This is a genomic window from Azospirillum sp. RU38E (genome assembly GCF_900188385.1).
Taxonomy (GTDB): domain Bacteria; phylum Pseudomonadota; class Alphaproteobacteria; order Azospirillales; family Azospirillaceae; genus Niveispirillum.
Window position 1 is genome coordinate 165,489 of sequence record NZ_FZOI01000008.1, and the last position, 21,515, is coordinate 187,003.

19 protein-coding genes and 2 tRNA genes are annotated in these 21,515 nt (G+C 64.4%); 14 read left to right on the forward strand and 7 right to left on the reverse strand.

The annotated features are described in order from the left end of the window. The first annotated feature begins 27 nt into the window (after positions 1 to 27). The 8 genes from CHB97_RS15165 to CHB97_RS15200 all read left to right on the forward strand — a co-directional run bounded on the left by CHB97_RS15165 (position 28) and on the right by CHB97_RS15200 (position 8,259). Positions 28 to 699, forward strand: coding sequence for a DUF1190 domain-containing protein (locus CHB97_RS15165; protein WP_089288821.1), 672 nt, complete (start codon positions 28 to 30; stop codon positions 697 to 699). 33 nt (positions 700 to 732) lie between these two features. Beyond that, entirely contained in the window at positions 733 to 2,037 is a 1,305-nt protein-coding gene (locus CHB97_RS15170; RefSeq protein ID WP_089288822.1) for a glutathionylspermidine synthase family protein, read from the forward strand. Between the two features lie 193 nt (positions 2,038 to 2,230). Next, positions 2,231 to 4,084 (forward strand): DUF885 family protein, encoded by a 1,854-nt coding sequence (locus CHB97_RS15175; protein ID WP_160105895.1) that lies wholly within the window; start codon positions 2,231 to 2,233, stop codon positions 4,082 to 4,084. Between the two features lie 195 nt (positions 4,085 to 4,279). Further along, complete coding sequence (phhA, locus tag CHB97_RS15180) at positions 4,280 to 5,161, forward strand: phenylalanine 4-monooxygenase (RefSeq protein ID WP_089288824.1); 882 nt, start codon at positions 4,280 to 4,282, stop codon at positions 5,159 to 5,161. A gap of 352 nt (positions 5,162 to 5,513) precedes the next feature. Then, positions 5,514 to 6,815: a hypothetical protein gene (locus CHB97_RS15185; RefSeq protein ID WP_089288825.1), complete on the forward strand. Its 1,302-nt coding sequence runs from the start codon at positions 5,514 to 5,516 to the stop codon at positions 6,813 to 6,815. Positions 6,816 to 6,955: 140 nt separating this feature from the next. Further along, positions 6,956 to 7,240 (forward strand): hypothetical protein, encoded by a 285-nt coding sequence (locus tag CHB97_RS15190; RefSeq protein WP_089288826.1) that lies wholly within the window; start codon positions 6,956 to 6,958, stop codon positions 7,238 to 7,240. Between the two features lie 3 nt (positions 7,241 to 7,243). Next, a complete protein-coding gene (locus CHB97_RS15195; RefSeq protein WP_089288827.1) occupies positions 7,244 to 7,486 on the forward strand; it encodes a hypothetical protein in 243 nt (80 codons plus the stop codon). Continuing rightward, positions 7,486 to 8,259 carry a glycerophosphodiester phosphodiesterase gene (locus tag CHB97_RS15200; protein ID WP_200819957.1) on the forward strand — a complete coding sequence of 258 codons (774 nt, stop codon included), beginning with the start codon at positions 7,486 to 7,488 and terminating at the stop codon, positions 8,257 to 8,259. Before CHB97_RS15195 ends, CHB97_RS15200 begins: the two co-directional genes overlap by 1 nt. A gap of 152 nt (positions 8,260 to 8,411) precedes the next feature. On the opposite strand, the gene CHB97_RS15205 is transcribed toward CHB97_RS15200, so the two are convergent. After that, positions 8,412 to 9,437 (reverse strand): sensor histidine kinase, encoded by a 1,026-nt coding sequence (locus CHB97_RS15205; RefSeq protein WP_089288828.1) that lies wholly within the window; start codon positions 9,435 to 9,437, stop codon positions 8,412 to 8,414. Positions 9,438 to 9,534: 97 nt separating this feature from the next. After that, a complete protein-coding gene (locus tag CHB97_RS15210; RefSeq protein ID WP_200819958.1) occupies positions 9,535 to 9,822 on the reverse strand; it encodes a hypothetical protein in 288 nt (95 codons plus the stop codon). A 196-nt stretch (positions 9,823 to 10,018) separates the two neighbouring features. Between CHB97_RS15210 and CHB97_RS15215 the strand changes: the two genes are divergently transcribed. After that, positions 10,019 to 11,236: an argininosuccinate synthase gene (locus CHB97_RS15215; protein WP_089288829.1), complete on the forward strand. Its 1,218-nt coding sequence runs from the start codon at positions 10,019 to 10,021 to the stop codon at positions 11,234 to 11,236. Positions 11,237 to 11,365: 129 nt separating this feature from the next. On the opposite strand, the gene CHB97_RS15220 is transcribed toward CHB97_RS15215, so the two are convergent. Further along, the gene (locus CHB97_RS15220; protein WP_160105897.1) at positions 11,366 to 13,360 is read right to left on the reverse strand and encodes an ATP-binding protein; all 1,995 of its coding nucleotides are present in this window, start codon (positions 13,358 to 13,360) and stop codon (positions 11,366 to 11,368) included. 219 nt (positions 13,361 to 13,579) lie between these two features. Between CHB97_RS15220 and CHB97_RS15225 the strand changes: the two genes are divergently transcribed. From CHB97_RS15225 to CHB97_RS15235, 3 genes are all read left to right on the forward strand, one after another. Continuing rightward, positions 13,580 to 13,655 (forward strand) — tRNA-Ile (locus CHB97_RS15225). Positions 13,656 to 13,741: 86 nt separating this feature from the next. Then, positions 13,742 to 13,817 (forward strand) — tRNA-Ile (locus CHB97_RS15230). Between the two features lie 128 nt (positions 13,818 to 13,945). Beyond that, complete coding sequence (locus CHB97_RS15235; RefSeq protein ID WP_089288831.1) at positions 13,946 to 14,731, forward strand: class III extradiol ring-cleavage dioxygenase; 786 nt, start codon at positions 13,946 to 13,948, stop codon at positions 14,729 to 14,731. Positions 14,732 to 14,798: 67 nt separating this feature from the next. On the opposite strand, the gene CHB97_RS15240 is transcribed toward CHB97_RS15235, so the two are convergent. From CHB97_RS15240 to ccmA, 4 genes are all read right to left on the reverse strand, one after another. After that, positions 14,799 to 15,449: a polymer-forming cytoskeletal protein gene (locus CHB97_RS15240; RefSeq protein WP_089288832.1), complete on the reverse strand. Its 651-nt coding sequence runs from the start codon at positions 15,447 to 15,449 to the stop codon at positions 14,799 to 14,801. Further along, positions 15,433 to 16,881: a M23 family metallopeptidase gene (locus CHB97_RS15245; RefSeq protein WP_143270936.1), complete on the reverse strand. Its 1,449-nt coding sequence runs from the start codon at positions 16,879 to 16,881 to the stop codon at positions 15,433 to 15,435. The genes CHB97_RS15240 and CHB97_RS15245 overlap by 17 nt, the downstream gene beginning before the upstream one ends. A 204-nt stretch (positions 16,882 to 17,085) precedes the next feature. Beyond that, positions 17,086 to 17,751 (reverse strand): heme exporter protein CcmB, encoded by a 666-nt coding sequence (gene ccmB, locus CHB97_RS15250; protein ID WP_089288834.1) that lies wholly within the window; start codon positions 17,749 to 17,751, stop codon positions 17,086 to 17,088. After that, positions 17,748 to 18,467 carry a heme ABC exporter ATP-binding protein CcmA gene (ccmA, locus tag CHB97_RS15255; protein WP_244559557.1) on the reverse strand — a complete coding sequence of 240 codons (720 nt, stop codon included), beginning with the start codon at positions 18,465 to 18,467 and terminating at the stop codon, positions 17,748 to 17,750. Before ccmA ends, ccmB begins: the two co-directional genes overlap by 4 nt. Positions 18,468 to 19,235: 768 nt before the next feature. Between ccmA and CHB97_RS15260 the strand changes: the two genes are divergently transcribed. Then, entirely contained in the window at positions 19,236 to 20,363 is a 1,128-nt protein-coding gene (locus tag CHB97_RS15260) for a type III PLP-dependent enzyme (RefSeq protein WP_089288836.1), read from the forward strand. Between the two features lie 281 nt (positions 20,364 to 20,644). Continuing rightward, entirely contained in the window at positions 20,645 to 21,337 is a 693-nt protein-coding gene (locus tag CHB97_RS15265) for a TorF family putative porin (protein WP_160105899.1), read from the forward strand. Positions 21,338 to 21,515: the final 178 nt, after the last annotated feature.

Genomic DNA, 21,515 nt, shown 5'->3' on the forward strand with positions numbered 1-21,515 from the left:
ATACCGCCCAAGAAAGAAGTCACCGCGATGACCGACAGCCAGCACCCCGCCCCCCAGCCGCCGCCGCGCAAGCGTCGCCGGTCCGCCTATATCTCCACCTTGCTGGTGGGTAGCGCGGCGGCGGTGATGCTGGCGGCCTGCGGCGATGACGATGCCCAGAAGACCGAGGCGAAGATTTTCCCCTCCGTCCAGGCCTGTGAGGTGGAATTCAGCGCGGAGGAATGCAACGCGGCGTTTGAACAATCGCGTCAGTTGCACCAGCAGAATGCCCCCCGCTTCAATGACATGAGCACGTGCGAGGCGCAGATGGGGGCAGGCGCCTGTCAGGCTACGGTGGTCGCCCAGCCCGATGGCAGTGTCTCCAACGTCTTCGTGCCGGCGCTGATGGGCTTCATGCTGGCCCGCGCCTTACAGCCGCAATCCAGTTACGGCTATATCGGCGGGGGCAGCCGGGGATACTATTATCCCCGCCCGGTCTATGTGGACCGCGACGGCTATATGCGCAGCGGCAATGCCGATATCGGCCGCTGGTCCGGCGGCTCCCGCGAAAGCTTCAGCCGGTCGTCGGTGCCGACCAGCGTTTCCACTACGGTCAGCAAATCCGGTCAGGTGGGCACGCCGTCGCGCACCACCACGCGCGGCGGCTTCGGCAAATCCTCCTCCAGCTTCAGCGGTTCAGGTTTCAGCGGCGGCGGCTGACCGCCCTACCCTTTCTCCAGGATGTGACCCATCATGCAGCGTATGTCGATCCGTCCCCGCCCCGATTGGCGCGCCAAGATGGAAGCGCTGGGCTTTGATTTCCACACCATCCCCAGCCCGGAAGACCCCACCGGCATCTATTGGGATGAAAGTGCTTATTGGCTGCTCAGCGAGGCAGAGGTTGATCTGCTTGATGAGGCCAGCGTGGAACTGCACAAGATGTGCATTTCCGCCGCCCAGCGCATCATCAACGAAAAGCTCTATCCGCTGCTGAACATCCCCGCCAGTGCCGTGCCCGCCATCGAGGCATCCTGGGCCCGGCGGCAGGAAGGGCGGGAATTTTCCCTCTATGGCCGGTTCGATCTGGCCTTTGGCGGGGCCGGCCACGGCGATGGGATGCCCAAGCTGCTGGAATATAACGCCGATACGCCGACGGGCCTGTATGAGGCGGCAGTGGCGCAATGGGCCTGGCTGGAAGATGTCTTCCCCGAAGGCGACCAGTTCAATTCCATCCATGAAGGGCTGGTGGATGCCTGGCGCGGCCTGCTGCGCGCCGACCGCCGGCTGGCCGCCGATGACGGGCGGCGCGGGGCCCATGAACAGTTCCTGGCCCTGCACCTGACCTGCGCCATGCCGCATACGGAGGATGAGGGCACGCTGCGCTACATCCAGGATACGGCGACCGAAGCCGGGCTGGCCACCAAATCCATCGCCCTGTCGGATATTGGCTGGACGACGGAGACCAGCCCCTGGGACCGGTCCAGCCGGTCCTTCTTCACCGATCTGGAAGACCAGGAAATCACCAGCCTGTTCAAGCTGACGCCTTGGGAATGGCTGGTGACGGATGATTTCGGCGGCAACCTGCTGGATCTGGTGGCGCGCGACAAGATCCGCGCGGTGGAGCCGGCCTGGAAGATGCTGCTCTCCAACAAGGGGCTGCTGGCCATCCTGTGGGAAATGTACCCCTATCACCCCTATCTGGTGGAGGCGCATTTCGACCGCCGCGCCTTTGCCCCCGGCACCCGCGTGGTAGCCAAGCCGCTGCTGGGCCGCGAAGGGGCCAATATCTCCGTCGCCACCCTGGGGCCGGGCGGTGCGCTGGCCGGTCGGCCGGAACTGGAAACCGCCGGGCCCTATGGGAACGAGGGCTATGTCTATCAGGCCTGGTCACCGGTGGCCTCGGCCAAGGGACCGGATGCCAAGGGCGTGATGCGGGACCATTATGCCGTGATCGGTTCCTGGATGGTGGGCGATGAATGCCGGGGCATCGGCATCCGCGAAGACACCAACGTTATCACCCACAACAGCTCCCGCTTTGTGCCGCACCGGTTTGAGTGAGGGGGCGTCAGCTTGCTTTAACCGGGCGCCCCCCGGACCAGCGGTCGCTGGCCACCAAGGGGCATTGCGAATGCCCTTTGGTTTGAGGCTTTGCCAATGTGCGACTTGCCGCGCCGCTGTCCTCGTGCCTAAAGTTTGTGCCGGGCGGCCGGGCGCTGGCTGTCCGGGATGTTGGCCGCAAGGGACGTCGTGCATGAACCCGCCTCACCGCCCGCAACACCCCCCCGCACCGCCTGTAATCGGGCGGCGGGCCCTGTTATCGGCCGGTGGTGCTTTGCTGGGCTGGGGATTGCTGGGCGGGATGCCGGTGCGGGCGGCCGGGGACGATGCGGCGCTGAACCGGTTTTTTGCCGAGACCTTCGCCGCCCAGGCCGACCGTTCGCCGGAATTGCGGACCTGGCTGGGTCTGCCCGGTGATCAGAGCGGTTGGGATGATCTGTCAGAGGTAGCCCTGGCGGCCGAGGATGCCAGGCTGGCCGACGATCTGGCGCGGCTGCGGCGGGATTTCCCGGTTGCCAGCCTGTCCCCTGCCGGGCGGCTGAACAGGCGGTTATGGGAATATCAGGCCGAAGAAAGGCTGGGGGAGGCGCGCTGGCGCGGCAATGCCTATGCGGCCGACCATTTCAATGGCCGCCACGGGGAGATCATCGATCTTCTTTCCACCTATCACCCGCTGCGCGATGCGGCCGATGCCCAGGCCTGGATCGCGCGGGTGCGCGGCATCGCCCAGCCGGTGGATCAGCTGATCAGCACGCTGGAGCGGCGGGCGGCACAGGGCGTCATCCCGCCGCGTTTTTCGGTGGAAAAGAGCCTGCACGCGGTGCGCAATGTGCTGATCGGCCGCCCGTTCGAGCCGGAAAGTGACGTCGACTCGGGGCTGTTGTCCGGCTTTCGCAACCGGCTGGGGCGCACCAGCCTGCCCATGGCGGAACAGGCAACGCTGGTGACCGCCGCCACCCAGGCCCTGCGGGAAGGCTTCACACCGGCCTGGACCCGGCTGTCGGCAGCGCTGACCCATCAGTTGGAGCAGGCCGATGACCGGGACGGGGTGTGGAAGCTGCCCCAGGGGCCGGATTACTACCGCTGGTGCCTGAAACGCCATACGACCCTGGACCTGGAACCGGAAATGGTCCATGCGCTGGGCCTGCAGGAGGTGCGGCGCCTGCAGGAAGAAATGGTGGCGGTGAAGACGCGTGCCGGCTTCAGCGGCGATCTGGTTGCCTTCAACCAGTTCCTGCGCAGCGATCCCCAGTTCTATTTTCCCAATGATGAAGATGGCCGCGCCGGCTATCTGGCCGGCGCACGCTTGATTCTGGACAAGGTGAAAGGGGCGCTGGAGGGCCAGTTCACCCTGAAACCCAAGGCGCCCCTGGAGGTGCGCCGGTTTGAGCTGTACCGGGAGGGCAGCGAGACCATCGCCCGTTATTCCCCGCCGGCCAGCGACGGCTCCCGCCCCGGCATCTATTACGTCAATCTCTCCAACATGAAGGAAATGCCGATCTGGCAGATGGAGGTGCTGGCCTTCCATGAAGGGCTGCCCGGCCACCATATGCAGATGGCCCTGGCGCAGGAAATGACCGGCCTGCCGGAATTCCGCCGGCATCAGACGCACACGGCCTATGTGGAAGGCTGGGGGCTTTATTCGGAACGGCTGCCTAAGGAGCTGGGCTTTTACGAAGATGCTTATGCCGATTTCGGGCGGCTCAGCTTCGAACTCTGGCGGGCGATCCGGCTGGTGCTGGATACCGGCATCCATGTGAAGAAATGGTCGCGCCAGCAGGCCATCGATTATTTCACCAGCAATTCCGCCTTCACCGCCGAGGTGGCCGCGCGGGAGGTGGATCGCTATATCGTCTATCCCGGTCAGGCCTGCGCCTATTATCTGGGCCTGCGTAAATTGCTGGAATTGCGTGAAAAGGCGAAGAAGGAGCTGGGCCACGCTTTCGATATCCGGGGCTTCCACGATACGATCCTGGCCAATGGCTCGGTGCCGATGGGCGTGCTGGAACAGGTGGTGGATGGCTGGATCGAGGGACGGCGGGGCTGAGCCTGCGCCCGGCTGTATGCTCCACGCCCCTTGGTACAAACGCCTGGCAGGAAATGGCGCGGGCGGGCAATGAATCGGTGTCGATATTGCCCTATACCATATCGATATACCCCCATCCGCAAGGAAATGCCCGCCCGGCAGCGGTAAAATTGCGCAAAGGCCCCAACCGACAGAGAGGGGGCAAGGGAGGAACCCATGCGCGACGAAACCGACTTTGCCAGCGCCGTGGCCGCCAGCGGCAAGACCGCCAGCCGCCTGCGCGGCGATTACCGCCAGGTGGCGGATGATTACAGCATCGACCAGGGCTGGGACCATTACAGCGCTGCCGACCATGCGCTGTGGCGGGCGCTCTATGACCGGCAGGCGGCCCTGCTGGCCGATTATGCCGCGCCGGAATTCACCGCCGGGCTCGCCCGGCTGGATGCGCGCGACGCCATTCCCGATTTCCGCCGCACCTCCGACCTGCTGGACCGGGCCACCGGCTGGCGGCTGCTGGCCGTGCCCGGCCTGATCCCGGAGAAGGAGTTCTTCGACCATCTGGCCAACCGGCGCTTTCCCGTCACCAACTGGCTGCGTCAGCCGGCGGAGATGGATTATCTGGTGGAACCGGACGTGTTCCATGATTTCTTCGGCCATGTGCCGCTGCTGACCCATCCGGTCTTTGCCGATTACCTGCAGGCCTATGGCCGGCACGGGGCACTGGCCATTGCCGCCGGGGGGCTGGAACCGCTGGCAAGGCTTTACTGGTATATGGTGGAATTCGGCCTGATCAATACATCCCAGGGCCTGCGCGCCTATGGGGCGGGGATGCTCTCCTCCCACGGGGAAACCCGCTATTGCCTGGACAGCCCGCAGCCGCACCGGGTGGGTTTCAACCTGGAACGGGTGATGCGCACCCGTTATCGTATTGATGATTATCAACAGACCTATTTCGTACTCGACAGCTATGACCAGCTGTTCGACGCCACGGCAGGCGATCTGACGGCCCTGTTCGCCAAGGTGCAGGCCCTGCCGGCGCTGGACCCGGCTGAGACAGCGCCTGGAGACCGGCTGTTTGCACCGGTGCGGCGGCCATAGGCCCGGACATCGCACCCTTTTACGCGTCGCTTTCCGATCAAGGGGTGCCCAGTGCGGCACCCCTTTTTTTGTATCCTTCCCTTGTCTCCCCGCCCCCGCCGAAGGTCGGGGTTATCGAACTGTTAAAGATATTTCAAAATAATCATTGCTGGATCTCATAATCAAAAATTCAAACGCTCTCTCCAGCCATTTTCCCGATATATCGCACAATGGCGGCTCTGTTGCGGTGATGTCACAGTGATTTGCAAAGGGGCAAATCAACAAATCTCATGCTTGTGACGTGTAACATTACTGTCATTTTGCTGTAAGAAACGAAGTGCTCAGATAGGGCAACATCCTGGGAGGATACACGATGAAGTTGAAGTCTGCCGCCACCAAAGCTTTGTTTGCTGGTGCTGCCCTGGTGGCCATGTCGGCCGCTTCCCCCGCCTTTGCCCAGCAAACCGGGGAGGTGGACGCGCTGAAGGCCCAGGTGAAGGAATTGCTGTCCCGCATTGAAAAGCTGGAAAAGGCCGCCCCTGCCGCCGCTCCTGCTGCTGGTGCCGGTTCGGCCAGCGCTGCCCCCGCAGCGCCCAAGGATGTGCCGCTGGTCTCCGCCAGCGCCTTCAAGGCGCCGCAGATCGTGCAGTCAGGCAACAGCAAGCTGAAACTGACGCTGACCGGCTGGGTCAACCGCATGGTGACCTATGCCGATGATGGCGTGGCCAACGATTTCATCTTCTCTGACAATAACGGCGCTTCCACCCGTATCCGCTTCACCGGCGTGGCGAAGCTGAATGATGAATGGAGCGCCGGCACCGATATTGAGCTGGAGGCGATTTCCGCCAACAGCCGTTCGACCGGGCTTTACACCGACAGCGGCGCCTTCGCCTTCAATGAACGCAAGCTGGAATTCTTCATTGAAAGCACGCGCTTCGGCCGCCTGTGGGTGGGCCAGGGCGATACCGCTTCCAACATCACGTCGGAAATCGATCTGTCCGGCACGGCCAATCTGGGTGGCTATGCCGATGTCGGCGCCACCTTCGGCGGCATCGGCATCCGCAACAAGACCACCAAGGCCACGGTCGGCACCGTCAACAGCCTGTTCAACGATCTGGACGGTCTGCACCGCGAAGACCGGGTGCGTTATGACACCCCCACCTTCGCCGGCGGCTTTGTCGGGTCCACCAGCGTCACCCAGGGCGGGGCGATGGATGCGGCCCTGCGCTATAATGGCAAGATCGGCACTACCATGGTGGCCGGTGCGGTCGCCTATGCCAATTCCGACAGCCGCGATGTCGCCGGCTTCGATTTCGGCAACCAGTATAACGGCTCCGTCTCCGCGCGGCTGGAAAATGGCTTCAACGTGACCTTCGCCGCCGGTACGCGGGAACAGAAGGCCGGGTTCGACACCAATTTCTGGTACGGCAAGGTGGGCTATCTCGCTAAGTTGAACGATCTGGGCAATACCGCCTTCTCGGTGGATTATTTCACCCAGGATGATTTCGCCGTGCGCGGTGCCAAGGGCAAGGCCTATGGCGCCTATGTGGTGCAGGTGATCGATGCCCTGTCCACCGACCTCTATGCCGGTGTGCGCAACCATCAATATGATCGCCCCAACGTCTCCTATTACGACGCCTTGGCTGTCATGACCGGTGCCCGCGTCCGGTTCTGAAAAAGCTCTGCTGGAATCCGGGGTGGTCTTGCGACAGCCACACCGGATTTCTCCCTTCGCCCGGCCTTTCTGAAGGCCGGGCTTTTTTATGCCCGGTTGACGCGCCCGGCAGACATGCTATGTCCCCAACCGGATATTGAATGAAAGCGGGCGGGGTTGGCGTGAACGGATGGCAATGGACGCTGCTGGTGCATTTCGGGCTGGCGGTTCTGGCCGTCTGGCCGGCGATCCGGCTGCTGGGCCGGGCCGGGCTGCCGCGCGGCTGGGTGATCTGGCTGGCGCTGCCGGTGCTGGGCTGGCCCATCTTCACCAGCCTGCTGGCCTTCAAGCCCTGGCCCACCCTGCCGCCACGGCCGGAAAAGCTGCATCCGCGTGAAAGGCTGCGCCGCGCCCGCGACGCCGCTGCAGCCCAGAAGGGGAAATAAGCCATGCCGGTTTTTGGTGACAGTGTGGAACTGTTCCTGTTTCTGCCCGGCTGGCTGGCCACGCTGATCGTGGTGCTGTCCATCACCTGGACCATCTGCATGGCCGGGGTGGCGCTGGGCAAGATCGGGCGTAACCCGCTCTGGGCCCTGGTGGTCTTCCTCTGGTTTCCGCTGCTGACGGCGGGCCTGTGGTACATGGCGCTGGCCCGCTGGCCCCGGCTGGACCAGAAGCCGCCGGCGGGTTGATGCCGATGCGGCGGGCCGGGCGGCATCCCTATCTGGACCATGACGGCCCTATTGCCTTTGCCCATCGCGGCGGCGGGCTGGAAGCGCCGGAAAACAGCCTTGCCGCCTTTGCCCGCGCCATCGATCTGGGCTTCCGCTATATCGAAACCGATGTGCAATTGACGGGCGATGGCCGGCTGATCATCTTCCACGATGATATGCTGGACCGGCTGACCGATGGGCAGGGGCGGGTGGGCGCGCTGCCCTGGTCCGCCATTGCCCAGGCCCGCATTGCCGGGCAGGAACCGATCCCCCTGCTGGAAGAGGTGCTGGAACGCTGGCCGGACCTGCACCTGAACATCGATCCCAAAAGCGACCGTGCCGCCCTGGCTTTGCCCGACATGCTGCGCCGGTATGGCGCGCTGGGTCGGGTCTGCGTCGGTTCCTTTTCCGGCGCGCGGCTGGCGCGGCTGCGGCGGGCGCTGGGGCCGGACCTCTGTTCCAGCGCCGGCCCGGCCCAGGTGGCGCGCGTCTGGTTCGGCGCGCATGGCCTGCCGCTGGGGCGGCCGGGCAGTGACTGCCTGCAGGTACCCCGCCGCCATCATGGCCTGCCCATCGTTACCCCCGCCTTTATCCGCAACGCCCATCGCCACGGGCTGCCCGTGCATGTCTGGACGGTGGATGAGGCGGCGGAGATGGAATATCTGCTGGATATCGGGGTGGACGGGCTGATCAGTGACCGTCCCACCCTGTTGCGCGATGTGCTGCAGCGCCGGGGGCAATGGCGGGGATAAAACCAAGAGCCATGGATCATGGCTCTTGGTTTCTTTATGTTCCCTCAAGTGCCGGGCGCTGCCTCCGGCAGCTTGGCTTACGCGCCCATGGGGACGCGGGCCGGCAGTCGCCGGCCTCCAAGGGGCATGGGTCATGCCCCTTGGATAACCCCTCAACCCGGATTAAACACCAGCCGGGCTTCCGTGCCCCGGCCGCTGCGCATTTCAAACCGGGCGTCGATCTGCTGGGCCAGTAATTTCACCAGCCGCAGCCCCAGGCTCTGCGTGTGGGCCAGATCGAAGCCGGGCGGCAGGCCGCCGCCATCATCGCTGATAATCAGGCAGAGCCGGTCGCCCTCCGCCGGCGTCACCACCAGATCAATCCGGCCGCCCTCCCGGTCTTTGAAACCATGTTCCATGGCATTGCTGACCAGTTCGGCCACGATCAGGGCCAGCGGCACCATCTTTTCCGACAAAAGCGGCAGCGACGGCGCGCTGACCTGACAATTCACGCCCTCCACCCCGGCGGCGGCCAGCAGATCGTCGGCCAGTTCACGCAGGAATAGGGGGAGATCGCTCTGGCTGCTGTTGGGATCATGCAGGCGGCGGTGGATGCGGCCGATCAGGGCCAGCCGCCCGGCCGCATCGGCCAGCACCCGCCGCGCGCCCTCATCCGTGATGTCCGCCCGTTGCAGGGCCAGCAGGGCAGAGACAAGCTGCAGATTGTTGGAAACGCGGTGCTGCAGCTCGGCAAACAGCACCTCCCGCTGACGGGCATGGTCCAGGGCCGTCTCCTCCGCCCGCAGCGCCCGTTCCCGTTCGCGCCGCAGCTGGGCTAGGGCCAGCCGGATCAGATGGATGATGGCGATATCAATGGACACCACCAGGAAGAAGAAGCCCAAGGCAAAGGCGTTGGGCCCATCCAGGGTGAAGGCCCGGAAGGGCGGCATGAAGAAATACCAAGCGGCCAGCCCGGAGAGGAGGGAGGCAGCAATTCCCGGCCACAGGCCCGCCACCAGGGCGGTGAGGATGACCGTGGGGAAATAGGTCAGGAACGGATAGCCCGATGGCATGAACGGGTCTGCCCAGTGCCGCAACAGCGTGGCAATCACCACGCTGAAGAGCGCGAAGCCATAGCGGTACAGCGGCGACCGCTGTTCTTCGTCGATAAGCTTTAAGGCTTTGCTGATCAGGGCCATGGGGCGGGGCCGGACCTTTTCTCAAATAAAATGGTTAAGCCAGGGGGGTACCTCTTTTTGTCCATACCAATATGGGGCAGGCGCGGGCTGTGATAAATCACGTCTTGGAGATATAATCGGTTGTATCGGGTTTTTCCCCCATGGCGCGCCGCGTCTCCTCATGCACCGCCTGATCATGGCCGGAACGGTTGGAGAAAAAGACCAGGGCCATCAGCCCGCCCCCCACCACCAGGGAACCCAGGCCGCCCAGCACCAGGGCGACGATGCCATGCAGGCTGATCGGCTGCCCGTCATCCACCTGCCCCCAGGCCAGCACACCCGTGGCCACGGCCAGCACCAGCAAGGCCAGCAGGCAGGCAATCACGATCTTCGCGCCACCGCTCATCAACCATCACTCCCCAGGTCGTCATTATATCGAATCGAGATCGGCTTCTTGGTATCACGAAGCCGCCGCCTCGCCAGCCCTTTTGGAAAAGCTGGGTTGCAAGTACCCTGTGGCCAAGGGGCGGAACTGGACAGCGGGCCGGGCTGTCGCTAACGTCCGTGCCCGGTTCAACATAAAACCGTGGCGGATATTTCCCATGAAGAGCGGCGTGAAGAAAGTCGTGCTCGCCTATTCCGGCGGCCTCGATACCTCGGTGATCCTGAAATGGCTGCAGGAGACCTACCGTTGCGAGGTGGTCACCTTCACCGCCGATCTCGGCCAGGGGGAGGAGCTGGAGCCCGCCCGCGCCAAGGCCGAGCTGCTGGGCGTGAAGCCGGAAAACATCTTCATCGACGATCTGCGCGAAGAATTCGTGCGGGATTTCGTGTTCCCGATGTTCCGGGCCAACACGCTGTATGAAGGTACCTATCTGCTGGGCACCTCGATCGCCCGCCCGCTGATCGCCAAGCGCCAGATTGAAATCGCCAATCAGGTCGGTGCCGATGCCGTGTCCCACGGCGCCACCGGCAAGGGCAATGATCAGGTCCGGTTTGAGCTGGGCTATTACGCCCTGAAGCCGGATGTGACGGTGATCGCGCCCTGGCGCGAATGGGATCTGAACAGCCGCACCCAGCTGCTGGAATTTGCCGAAAAGCACCAGATTCCCATCGCCAAGGACAAGCGCGGCGAGGCGCCTTATTCCACCGACGCCAACCTGCTGCACATTTCCTATGAAGGCAAGGCGCTGGAAAACCCGTGGGTGGAACCGGACGAGGACATGTTCACCCGCACCGTGGCCCCGGAAAAGGCCCCGGACGAGGCGGAATATGTCGAGATCGAATATGTGAAGGGCGATGCCGTCGCCGTGAATGGCGTGAAGCTGTCGCCGGCAGCTCTGCTGACGGAGCTGAACCGTCTGGCCGGCAAGCATGGCATCGGCCGCCTGGATCTGGTGGAAAACCGCTTTGTCGGCATGAAGTCCCGTGGCGTGTACGAGACACCGGGCGGCACCCTGCTGTCTATCGCCCATCGCGGCATGGAAAGCATCACCCTGGACCGCGAGGCCATGCACCTGAAGGACGAGGTGATGCCGCGCTATGCCAAGCTGATCTATAACGGCTTCTGGTTCAGCCCGGAGCGCGAGGCCCTGCAGGCCCTGATCGACAAGACCCAAGAACGCGTCAACGGCGTGGTCCGGCTGAAGCTGTTCAAGGGTAGCGCCCGCGTTGTCGGCCGCCAGAGCCCCAACAGCCTGTACCGGCTGGATTATGTGACGTTTGAGGCGGACAGCGTCTATAACCAGAAGGACGCCGAAGGCTTCATCAAGCTGAACGCGCTCCGCCTGCGCCTGAACAAGATCGCCAAGGATCTGTGATCCGTTGGCATACCCCCTGCCGGTTGGCGGGGGGTGTTCAGCCGTCTTGAAACCGCCCGCCTTCCGTCACCGGAGGCGGGCGGTTTTGTTTTTGGGGGGAGTTCTGTCGGCGCCCCGGCGCGATCCGCCCTAATCAGCCTTCAGCGCGGCCAGTCGCCGGGTTTCGGCCGGGTCGGCTGACAGGGGCAGGGTGAAGCTGGCAATGGTGCCCCGGCCCGGCTCGCTTTCCAGGCGCAGTTCCCCGCCATGGCGCAGGGCCAGATCGCGCACCAGGGTCAGGCCCAGGCCGGTGCCGGTTTCGCCCTGGGTGCCGGGGCGGCTGGCCCCTGGCCCGGCGCGCAGCAGCTGTTGCAGCTGCGATGGCTCCATGCCAATGCCCTTGTCGGTCACGGCAATTTCCAGCCGGTCCCCCTGCGCGCGGGAGGTGACATGCACCACCCCGCCCGGATGGCTGAATTTCACGGCGTTCATCAACAGGTTGCGCAGGATGGCCAGCGCCATGGTGCGGTCGGCCAGCACCCACCGGTCGCCGACCGCATCCAGAACCTGGATATCCTTGGCCAGGGCGGCGGAGGCGACATCGCGCACCGCATCGCCCACCACGTCACGCACCGGGAAAACCATGGGGGCAAAGGGCGTGCCCGACATCTGCACCCGTGACCATTGCAGCAGATTTTCTAGCAGATCGAAGACCTTGCGCGCCATTTCATGCACGGTGCGGGCGAAATCAGCCGTATCTTCCGCCGACATGCGCGGGGCATGGTCGGCCAGTTCCTGGGTCATGCCCAGCATACTGTTGAACGGCCCGCGCAGATCGTGGGAGACCAGGGAGAAGAAGCGCGTCTTTTCCCGGTTCAGGAAATCCAGCTCATCATGGGCGGCGCGCAGATCGGTCAAGGCGCGCTCTGCGGCGGCGCGGGCATTGCGCTCGGCCTGCACCGCCTGATCGCGCACCTTCAGCGTCCGCTGCATCAGCCGGCGGACAATGAACAGCATCACCAGCAGCGAAGCGACGAAGCCCAGCACCGAAATCACCACATCCTGCATGGCCACCAGCAGCAGGCTGAAGGGTGGGGTGACATAGACCATGTGCCAGGGCGCGGATTTCAGCGCCGCACTGACGGTGAAGGGCTGGTTGAAACCATGCAGCGGCCCCCCGCCGGCCAGCCGTTCCAGGCCCCCCGGCAGCACATCATCCAGCAAGGCGGGTGCCGGGCCGTCCTGGCTGCTGGCGATGATATGGCCATTGCCATCCACCAGCAGCATGGCGGCATCGGTCCGGACCACCGATCCCAGCTTTTCCCGGATGCCGGCCAGCGGCACATCCAGAGCGAAGCTGCCGAGAAACCGCCCTTCCAGGGTCAGCGGCAGGGACAGGGTGACCATCCTGTCCGGCTGGTCGGGGGCGGACAGGGTCCAGACCGGGCCGCCCTGCGGGTTCAGCGCCGGGCCGGCATGGCGAAAGGCCGGGGTGGTGGCCAATTGCAGCAGCAGGTCCGTTTCATCACTGCGCACCCAGGGGTGCAGCCCCACCATGCCGGCGCGGGAGATATAAAGCAGGCGCCGCACCTCCGGCACCACCTTCTGCGTCACGGCCATCAGCGGCAGCAACTGCACCAACATCGCCGCTTCCTGCCGCCAGGCCCCCGCATCAGCGCGGGAAATCTCCGGCTGCTGGGCGGCATCATCGGCCGACAGGGCGATCAGATTGCCGATCTGGCTGGTCAGATAGGGCGGGGGCAGCCGATCCAGTGAATAGGGCAAAGCCGGGTCATTGCCGGGATTGCTGGCCAGAAAGGCGGTCAGCAGGCTGCCTTGCGGCATCTCTGCCGGGGCCGGATATTCGGCGTAGAAAAGTTCGGCGCGTTGTCGCAAGGCCTCCAGATGGCCTTGCGCGGCCTGCATCTGTACATCAATGGCACTGGCCCGCAGACGGATCTGGTTGGCCAGCACCGATTCCAGCGCGTGGATGCGGCCATCAATCTGCCACCAGAGCAGCATAGCACCCAGCAGCGCGCCCAAGCCCAAGGCGGCGATCAGCACCCGGTCCAGATGGGCCAGCCCCTGGGCGGCGGCCCGCCATATATGCCCGGCCTTGCCCGGTTCCGCTCCGTGATCGTCCATTCCGATTCCCGTCGCCTGCCCCTGGCGCCTGCGTGCCATCTTGCCGCTGATCTTCTTTACCATCATGGGTTGGGGGCGGCAATCTGGGGGGCTTGCCTTGATTGTGCAGTGCGATCCGTCACCCCCTGCCCTGGATGCAGGGGGCCCATGCAATCGGCTGTCTGCTGAAATAGACTTGACACGTGGCCTCCATATCTCTATCACCGCGCTCCACGAGAGGGGCGCGTAGCTCAGGGGTTAGAGCACTCGCCTGATAAGCGAGAGGTCGGTGGTTCGATTCCACCCGCGCCCACCATCCCCTCTCCGGTGCTGCGAAAGCCGGCCACCTGCCGGCTTTTTCCATTTTCCGCAGCATATTTTCCCCGCTGCATCAGCGGACGGGGGCGCGTAGCTCAGGGGTTAGAGCACTCGCCTGATAAGCGAGAGGTCGGTGGTTCGATTCCACCCGCGCCCACCATTCTCCCCGATTTTTCCGGCCCATAGGCCCCTTCAGCGCTTCCCGCTGTGACGGTCGTCAGCGCTTTGCCCCTGCATCTGTGTCATTCTGACTGGATCATTGATCCAGCCAAGGGGCCCGTGCCGTCCATGTCCAGCCTGCCCGCCATTTTCATTTCCCACGGTTCGCCCATGCTGGCGCTGGAACAGGACGCCCCGGCCCATCATTTCCTTTGCCGTCTGGCGGCACTGTTCCCCCGGCCGCAGGCCATCCTGGCCATCTCCGCCCATTGGGAGACGTCGGAACCAGCCCTGTCCCTGGCGGAGCGGCCGGAGACCATTCATGATTTCCGGGGCTTTCCGCCCGCCCTGTTCGCCATGCGCTATCCGGCCCCCGGCGCGCCAGCCCTGGCGCACCGGGCGGGGGAATTGCTGGCCCAGGCCGGCATCCGCGCCTTTGGCAGCGCCGACCGGGGGCTGGATCATGGTGCCTGGACACCGCTGACCCTGGCCTTTCCCGCCGCCGATATCCCGGTGACGCAGCTTTCCGTGCAGCCGGATCGGGATGCCGGCTGGCATGCCCGCATCGGCGCCGCCCTGCGCCCGCTGCGCGATGAGGGCGTGCTGATCCTGGGCTCAGGCAGCTTCACCCATAATCTGATGGAAATGCGCTATCAGGCCCCGGATGCGCCGGTGCCGGACTGGGTCAACCAGTTTGCCGATTGGATGCGCGGCGCGCTGCTGGAAGGCCGCCAGGATGCTGCCCTGGACTGGCTGCGCCAGGCACCAGAGGCGCGGCGCAATCACCCGACGACAGAACATCTGCTGCCGTTGTTTGTGGCCATGGGGGCGGGCACGCCCGGCATCCCGGCCCGGCTGCTGCACAGCAGTACCGATCGGGTCATCCTGGCCATGGATGCCTTCGCCTTTGATTGATACCAACCCGCCGGATGCCGCCGCCCGGCGATTGAGGGAACGCAAAATCTCCCTGGATCGGTCACGATCAAGGGAGATTGGTATTAGGCTGGGCGGGCCGGTCCCCTTCGCTGGTCTCTGACAGCTTGACCGGCACTGGCTCCTTGTCCGCCGCGACAAGGGCAGCCGCGGCTTCAGTCAGCGACGCCCCGGCAACCTCAGGTTCAGGGGAGGGGATTCCGGCATCGGTCGCTGCCGCCGGCTCAGCAGCGTCGATCCGTGTTTCCGGTGGTGCCACCGGGGCGGCCAGCATCCGGGGGGCGGCATCGGCACCGCGCCGGCGCACCGCCCCTTCAAAGCTGGCACCGGGGGCGATTTCCAGCATGGTCTGCACCACATCACCACTGATGGTGGAGCCGTTCAGCAGGAACACTTCCTCTGCATTGATCTCCCCCTGCACCCGGCCATGAATGCGCACGGTGGTGGCGAAGATATGGCCCTGCACGCTGCCGGTGGCGCCGATGATCAGCCGGGCGCAGCGTACATCCCCCCGGATGCTGCCTTCCACATGCAGTTCCCCGGGTGTGTCCAGATCGCCGGTGATCACCATGTCGCGGCTGATGATGGAAGGGATGGCTTTGCGTTCAGCGGCCCCCGGACCGCCATTGCTGCCATTGCCAGACGGGCTGTTGCCGGGGCGGGTGCCGGCCTCAATGCGTTCCTTAACCTTCGCAAACATGCCGGCTTTTCTCCATGAAGCGTAGGGGATCGACGGGCTTGCCTTCCAGCAGCACCTCGTAATGCAGATGCGGGCCGGAGCTGCGGCCGCTATTACCCAGCGTGCCGATCTGGCTGCCGGGGTCCAGAATGTCGCCTTGCTTCACCAGCACTTTGCCCAGATGGGCATAGCGGGTATGGACGGCGAAACCATGATCCACCTCCACCATGCGGCCATAGCCGTCATCGAAGGTGACGGCCACTACCTTGCCGGCGGCGGGCAGGGTAACGGGGGAGCCCTCGCGGGCCACCAGATCCAGCCCGGTATGGGTGGCCCATTCATTGTTGAAGGGATCGCGCCGGCTGCCGAAACCGCTGGAAGTGTAGAAATTATCCACCGGCGGGGTCAGGGGCAGGTAATTACCCAGGGAACGTAATTTGGCCTGCCGGTCCAGGCTGGATTCCAGCTGCTGCAGCGCGGCCACCGCTTCCGGCGGCAGGGCCGCCTCCGGCAACGCAGGCAGACCGACCAGCGGGCCCCCGCTGGCGGCCGGCTGGTCGGTCATAGCGGACAATACCTTTTCCAGATTGATGCCGGTGCCCTTCAGCTCGCTTTCCAGCATCCCGACCCGCAGCTGGGCGTGGCCGTTCAGACGGGACAGCAAGGCCACCTGACCGGCAGCCACGGCCGACATGCGCTGTTCGGCGGCGGCCAGCCGCACACCCATGGCATCGCGCTCCGCCTTGGCGGCCTCTGCTTCGCCATAACGGCGCAGGGCATCGGCCTGCGCCTCCGCCAGGGCGCGGGACAGGCCGCTGCTGGCCAGTAGCAGGGTGGGCAGATTGCCTTCTTCCTGCGACAGCCCGCCGATGGACAGTTCCAGCGCGGCGGCGGCGGCCTGGGCGCGGCGGGTGGCGAATTCCTCGCTGGCCTCTGTGATGGCGGCCAGCGATTGTTCGGCGGCGCTGAGATGGCTGCCGCCCTCCTCCCCTTTGATGCGCAGGGGGGCCAGTTCGGCGCGCGCCGCCAGCAGCACCTGGCGCAGCGGCTTGGCCCCCGGCTGCTCTGCTTCCGCCAGGGCATTGAAGGCGGCATCGATGCGGGTGCGGGCCTCCTGCTCTTCCGCCAGGGCGGTGTTCAGGGCGTCGCGGGCATTGTCCAGCTCCTCCGCCATGCGGGAAAGCTGATCACGGCTTTCGGCCAGCTGGCGGGCCAGGGTATCGGCCCCCTGCTCCACATTGGCGATGTCTTTCCGGCTGTGATCCAGGCTGACACTGACACCGATCCAGCCGCCCAGGGCGGCGACCATGCCCAGCAGGGCCAGACCGACATAAAGCGCCGGGCGCAGGCGCTGGCGGGGGCCGATGGTGACGGAACGGACGTGATCATCATCGACAATGATGACCTGTTCGCTGCGTGTGAAGAAACCCAGCAAATCACCCCCCGTCAGCATTTGGCCGGGCCTGTTGTGCCATGACCGGTAAAGCCATGGCGGCCCTTTTATTCCAGACCCCGTCATCGCTGAACCTGTTGAGATGAACTCACCGCAATCAGGTTTGGTGGCGGTTCCGGCCGGGAAATCGACCTTATGGGAACCCTGCCTTTCGGGCAAGCCGTAATGGGGGGTACTATATCCCAAAGATATAGACGGGGGCCATCAATCCAGGGCCGTGCGCAGGGCGGCGGCCACGGCGAAGGGGGCCAGCGTGGCCGCCCCGGCCAGCAAGCCGCCCAGCAACAGCAGATGCGGCCGGGCGCTATGGCCCATCAGGGCGGCATCGATGGCGGCGGCGGCGAAGATCAGCGCGGGGATGTATAGCGGCATCACCAGCAGCGGCAGCAGCACCCCCCCGCGCCGCGCCCCCAGCGTCAGCGCCGCGCCCACGCCGCCGATCAGGCTGAGCAACGGCGTGGTGATGGCAAGCGCCAGCAGCAGAATGGGAAAACCCTCCGCCGGCAGGTTGAGGAACAGGGCCAGCAGGGGGGAGGCCAGGATCAGCGGCAGACCTGTCACCAGCCAATGGGCCGCCAGCTTGGCCACCGCCACCGCCTCCAGCCCCGGCGGGGACAGTGCCAGCAGTTCCAGGCTGCCATCTTCATGATCAGCCTGGAACAGCCGGTCCAGCGACAGCAGGGAGGCCAGCAGGGCCGCCACCAGAATGACGCCCGGCGCGATGCGGGCCAGGATGCCCGGCTCCGGCCCGATGCCGAAGGGGAACATCACCACGCACAGCACAAAGAACAGCACGGCCATGGCGGCATCGGCCCCCTGGCGCAGGGCCAGCCGCAATTCCCGGCGCAGCAGATGCCAGATCGCCTTCATGCCGCTTCCCCATCGGCTGCTTCATCATCGGCATCGTCCGCATCGGCGCTGAACCGGGAGACGTCCAGCACCTGGGCGCCCGGCAGATCGATGGCGCTGTGGGTGGACAGCACCACCATGCCGCCATCGCCCCGGTGCCGCGCCATCAGGGCGGCCAGCCGCGCCACCGAGTCGCGGTCCAGGGCAGTGGCCGGTTCATCCAGCAACCACAGGGGCGCATGGGCTGCCGGGGCCAGGGCCAGCCGGGCCAGATTGACCCGCTTCTTCTGCCCGGCCGACAGGTAGCGGCCGGGCATGTCGGCGATGTGCGACAGCTCCACCTGGGCCAGGGCGGCCTGCGCCCGGCCCGTGGCATCGGGCAACCCGTCCAGCCCGGCCCAGACGCAGAGATTTTCCAGCGCCGTCAGGGCCGGCTTCACCGCATCCTGGTGGCCGGCATAGCGCAGCCGGGCGCGATGCGCCTCCATATCCTCGGCAATCGGGCTGTTCTGCCAGAAAAGCCCGCCGGCAAAGGGGCGCGACAGCCCGGCCAGCAGGCGCAGCAGGCTGGATTTGCCGCTGCCATTATGGCCGACCAGCAGCAGCGCCCCGCCGGCGGCCAGGCTGAATTCCAGCTGGGTGAAAACCAGCCGGGCCCCGCGCAGACAGGTGAGCGCGCGCGCTTCCAGCAAGGCGCCCGGTGAAGCGGCGGCAGTGGGGGAAGGGGCGGCACGCACGATGATCGGTCACTCCGGCAGCGGGGTCGGGGCCGCACGATGCCAGAAAGGGCGGGGCGGATGCCAGGAAATCCGCCAAAGAAAACGGCCACCGCGGGGGCATCTGCGGTGGCCGAGAATATCACCGGTTCGGGGCAGAACCGGTTTTGACAAGGGCTGATCCGCTGAGGGGGGCACCTGGGGGCGGCCGAGACGGGGTGTCTCAAAACGCATCGGCATTTCCCAGAACCTGAGCTGATCGGCCCGTGAGATAAAAATGGGCGGCGAAAGTGGCGAAATTTTGATTTGAATCGCCTGCGTCCCTGATCTGCAGAATTTAATCGAACCGACACAAAAAAGCGCTTTATCCTCACGGGCTTCGGCCCTATATAGCGCGCATTCGCAGCGCACGTGCCTATGGCCCCCACACCCGTCGCCGCCCGCTTTCAAGGATGAAAGCACATAAAGGTGGATGACGGAGCCGTCGACCCGGTGGGGTTATGCAACGACGTAACGCGTATCCTCGTCCGTCCCTTAAGCAAGGCGGCGAATTGGAGGCTACGATGGTACTTGTTGTTGTCGGTGGGCCCGCCGTGCCTGCCCTTCTCCGTCTTTTCAGTCAGCTCCCGGCCTATGGCGTGCGGGGCATTGCTGGTTCTGTGACCAGTATCTGACCCGCTTGGGCCGGCCGTTGCGGCACGCTTGAGCGGAACCGGACCCGGGATGGGTCCGGCTGTCACTGTTTTTTCCACCCGACATCATCCAATTTGCTTGGCCTCGGAGTCCGCGATGACCGAGAAGATCGCCCGTTTCTTTGCCGAACAGTCCCCCGCCACCCCCTGCCTGGTGGTGGATCTCGACGTCGTGCATGACAATTATGCCAAGCTGGCCGGCGCCATGCCGGACGCGCGGATTTTCTATGCCGTGAAGGCCAATCCGGCCCCGGAAATCCTGCGCCTGCTGGCGCAGTCCGGTTCCTGCTTTGACACGGCATCGGTGCCGGAAATCCAGTATTGCCTGGAGGCCGGCGCCTCGGCCGACCGCATCTCCTTCGGCAATACCATCAAGAAGGCAGCCGATATCCGCACCGCCCACCAGCTGGGTGTCAATCTCTTCGCCTTTGACAGCATCGAAGAGCTGGAAAAGATCGCCGACCATGCGCCGGGGGCGCGCGTCTTCTGCCGCATCCTGACCTCTGGTGAAGGGGCTGACTGGCCGCTGTCGCGCAAGTTCGGCTGTGAACCCGCCATGGCCAAGGAACTGCTGCTGCAGGCAGCGACCATGAATGTCGTGCCCTATGGCGTCTCCTTCCATGTCGGCAGCCAGCAGCGCGACCTGCGCCAGTGGGATATCGCACTGGTCACCTGTGCGGAAATTTTCCGCGCCTGCGAAGAGAAGGGCGTTGCCCTGAAGATGGTCAATATGGGGGGCGGCTTCCCCACCCGTTATCTGAAGGATGTGCCGACCAGCCAGGCCTATGGCGAGGCGATCAATGAGAGCCTGCGTCGCCATTTCGGCAATCGCATCCCGGAAACCATTATCGAGCCCGGTCGTGGCATGGTGGGCAATGCCGGCATCATCCAGTCCGAAGTGGTGCTGATCTCCCGCAAATCGGCCAATGACGACAAGCGCTGGGTCTATCTGGATATCGGCAAGTTCGGTGGCCTGGCGGAAACCATGGATGAGGCCATCAAGTATCCGATCCAGACGGAACGCGATGGCCCGGCCGCCCCGGTGATCCTGGCCGGCCCCACCTGCGACAGTGCCGATGTGCTCTATGAAAAGGCGGAATATCACCTGCCGGACAGCCTGAAGATCGGCGACAAGGTGACCATTCTGGCCACCGGCGCCTACACCACCACCTATAGTGCGGTGAATTTCAACGGTTTCTCACCGCTGAAGGCTTACTACATCTGATCAGGGACCTTATACCCGATCTGGTTACGCGCACAGGCCGCCCCACAAGGCGGCCTGTGCTTTTATGTGCAAACGTTCATAATTTAGGCAGGTTTGGCGCAACTGCGTATTTATTTTGCAACACTCGGCGGGATTGTTGCACAGCAATATAACGGCATCTGGCCGTTCAGTGAACAAACCTACATATTTCGGTTGTCTTGGTCCGGCCCCTGGCAGAGTGGCATCGCTTTTGCTGATGTGCGGACGGACCCTAAACATAATGCCTCATAATGGAGTGGTTCATGCGTTTCTCCCGGTTGCTCGCCTCCACGGCCGTTATTGCCCTGATGTTCGCCGGCGCGTCCGCGGCCCAGGCTGAATCCCCGTTCACCTTCTCCGGCTCCGCGGCCATCACCTCCGATTACGTGTTCCGTGGCTTCAGCCAGACGGGTGAAGACCCTGCCTTCCAGGCCGGCCTGACCGTCAACCATGAAAGCGGCTTCTTCGTTGGCGCCTGGGGCTCCAATGTCGATTTCGGCACCGACGCCGATGTCGAACTGGATGTGTTTGGCGGCTATACCAACACGGTGGATAACCTGACCTATACGGTTACCGCCCTCTATTACACCTATCCGGGTGCGGACAGCGATCTGAAGTATGATTACTTCGAGGCGGGTCTGGATCTGGCCTATGCCATCGACAAGCTGACCCTGACCGGCAAGGTCTATTACTCGCCGAAATTCTTCGGCACGGCGGGCGGCAATGCCTGGTACCTGTCGCCGGGCTTCAGCTTTGCTGTGACCGACATGATCTCGATCAACAGCGCCATCGGCTTCAACGAGCTGGAAAACGGCACCGACTATAAGGACTGGAGCGCCGGTGTGGCCCTGAAGTTCGCGCCGTTCACCGTTGATCTGAAGTATATCGACACCGACGTGAAGGGCGACAAGAACGCCGATTCGCGCTTTGTGGCGTCCCTGACCTACGCCTTCTGATCGGGCGTCGTTTATCAAGGGTGCCGTGGCACCCCCATCAAATGGTCCAGGAAGCGGCCGGCCCCTTATCGGGCCGGCCGTTTGCTATTCTACCAATCTCCCTTGATCGGAACGATCAAGGGAGATTTCGCGTTCCCTCAGTCGCCGGGCGGGCGCATCCGCGCCCTTGGCTTACGCG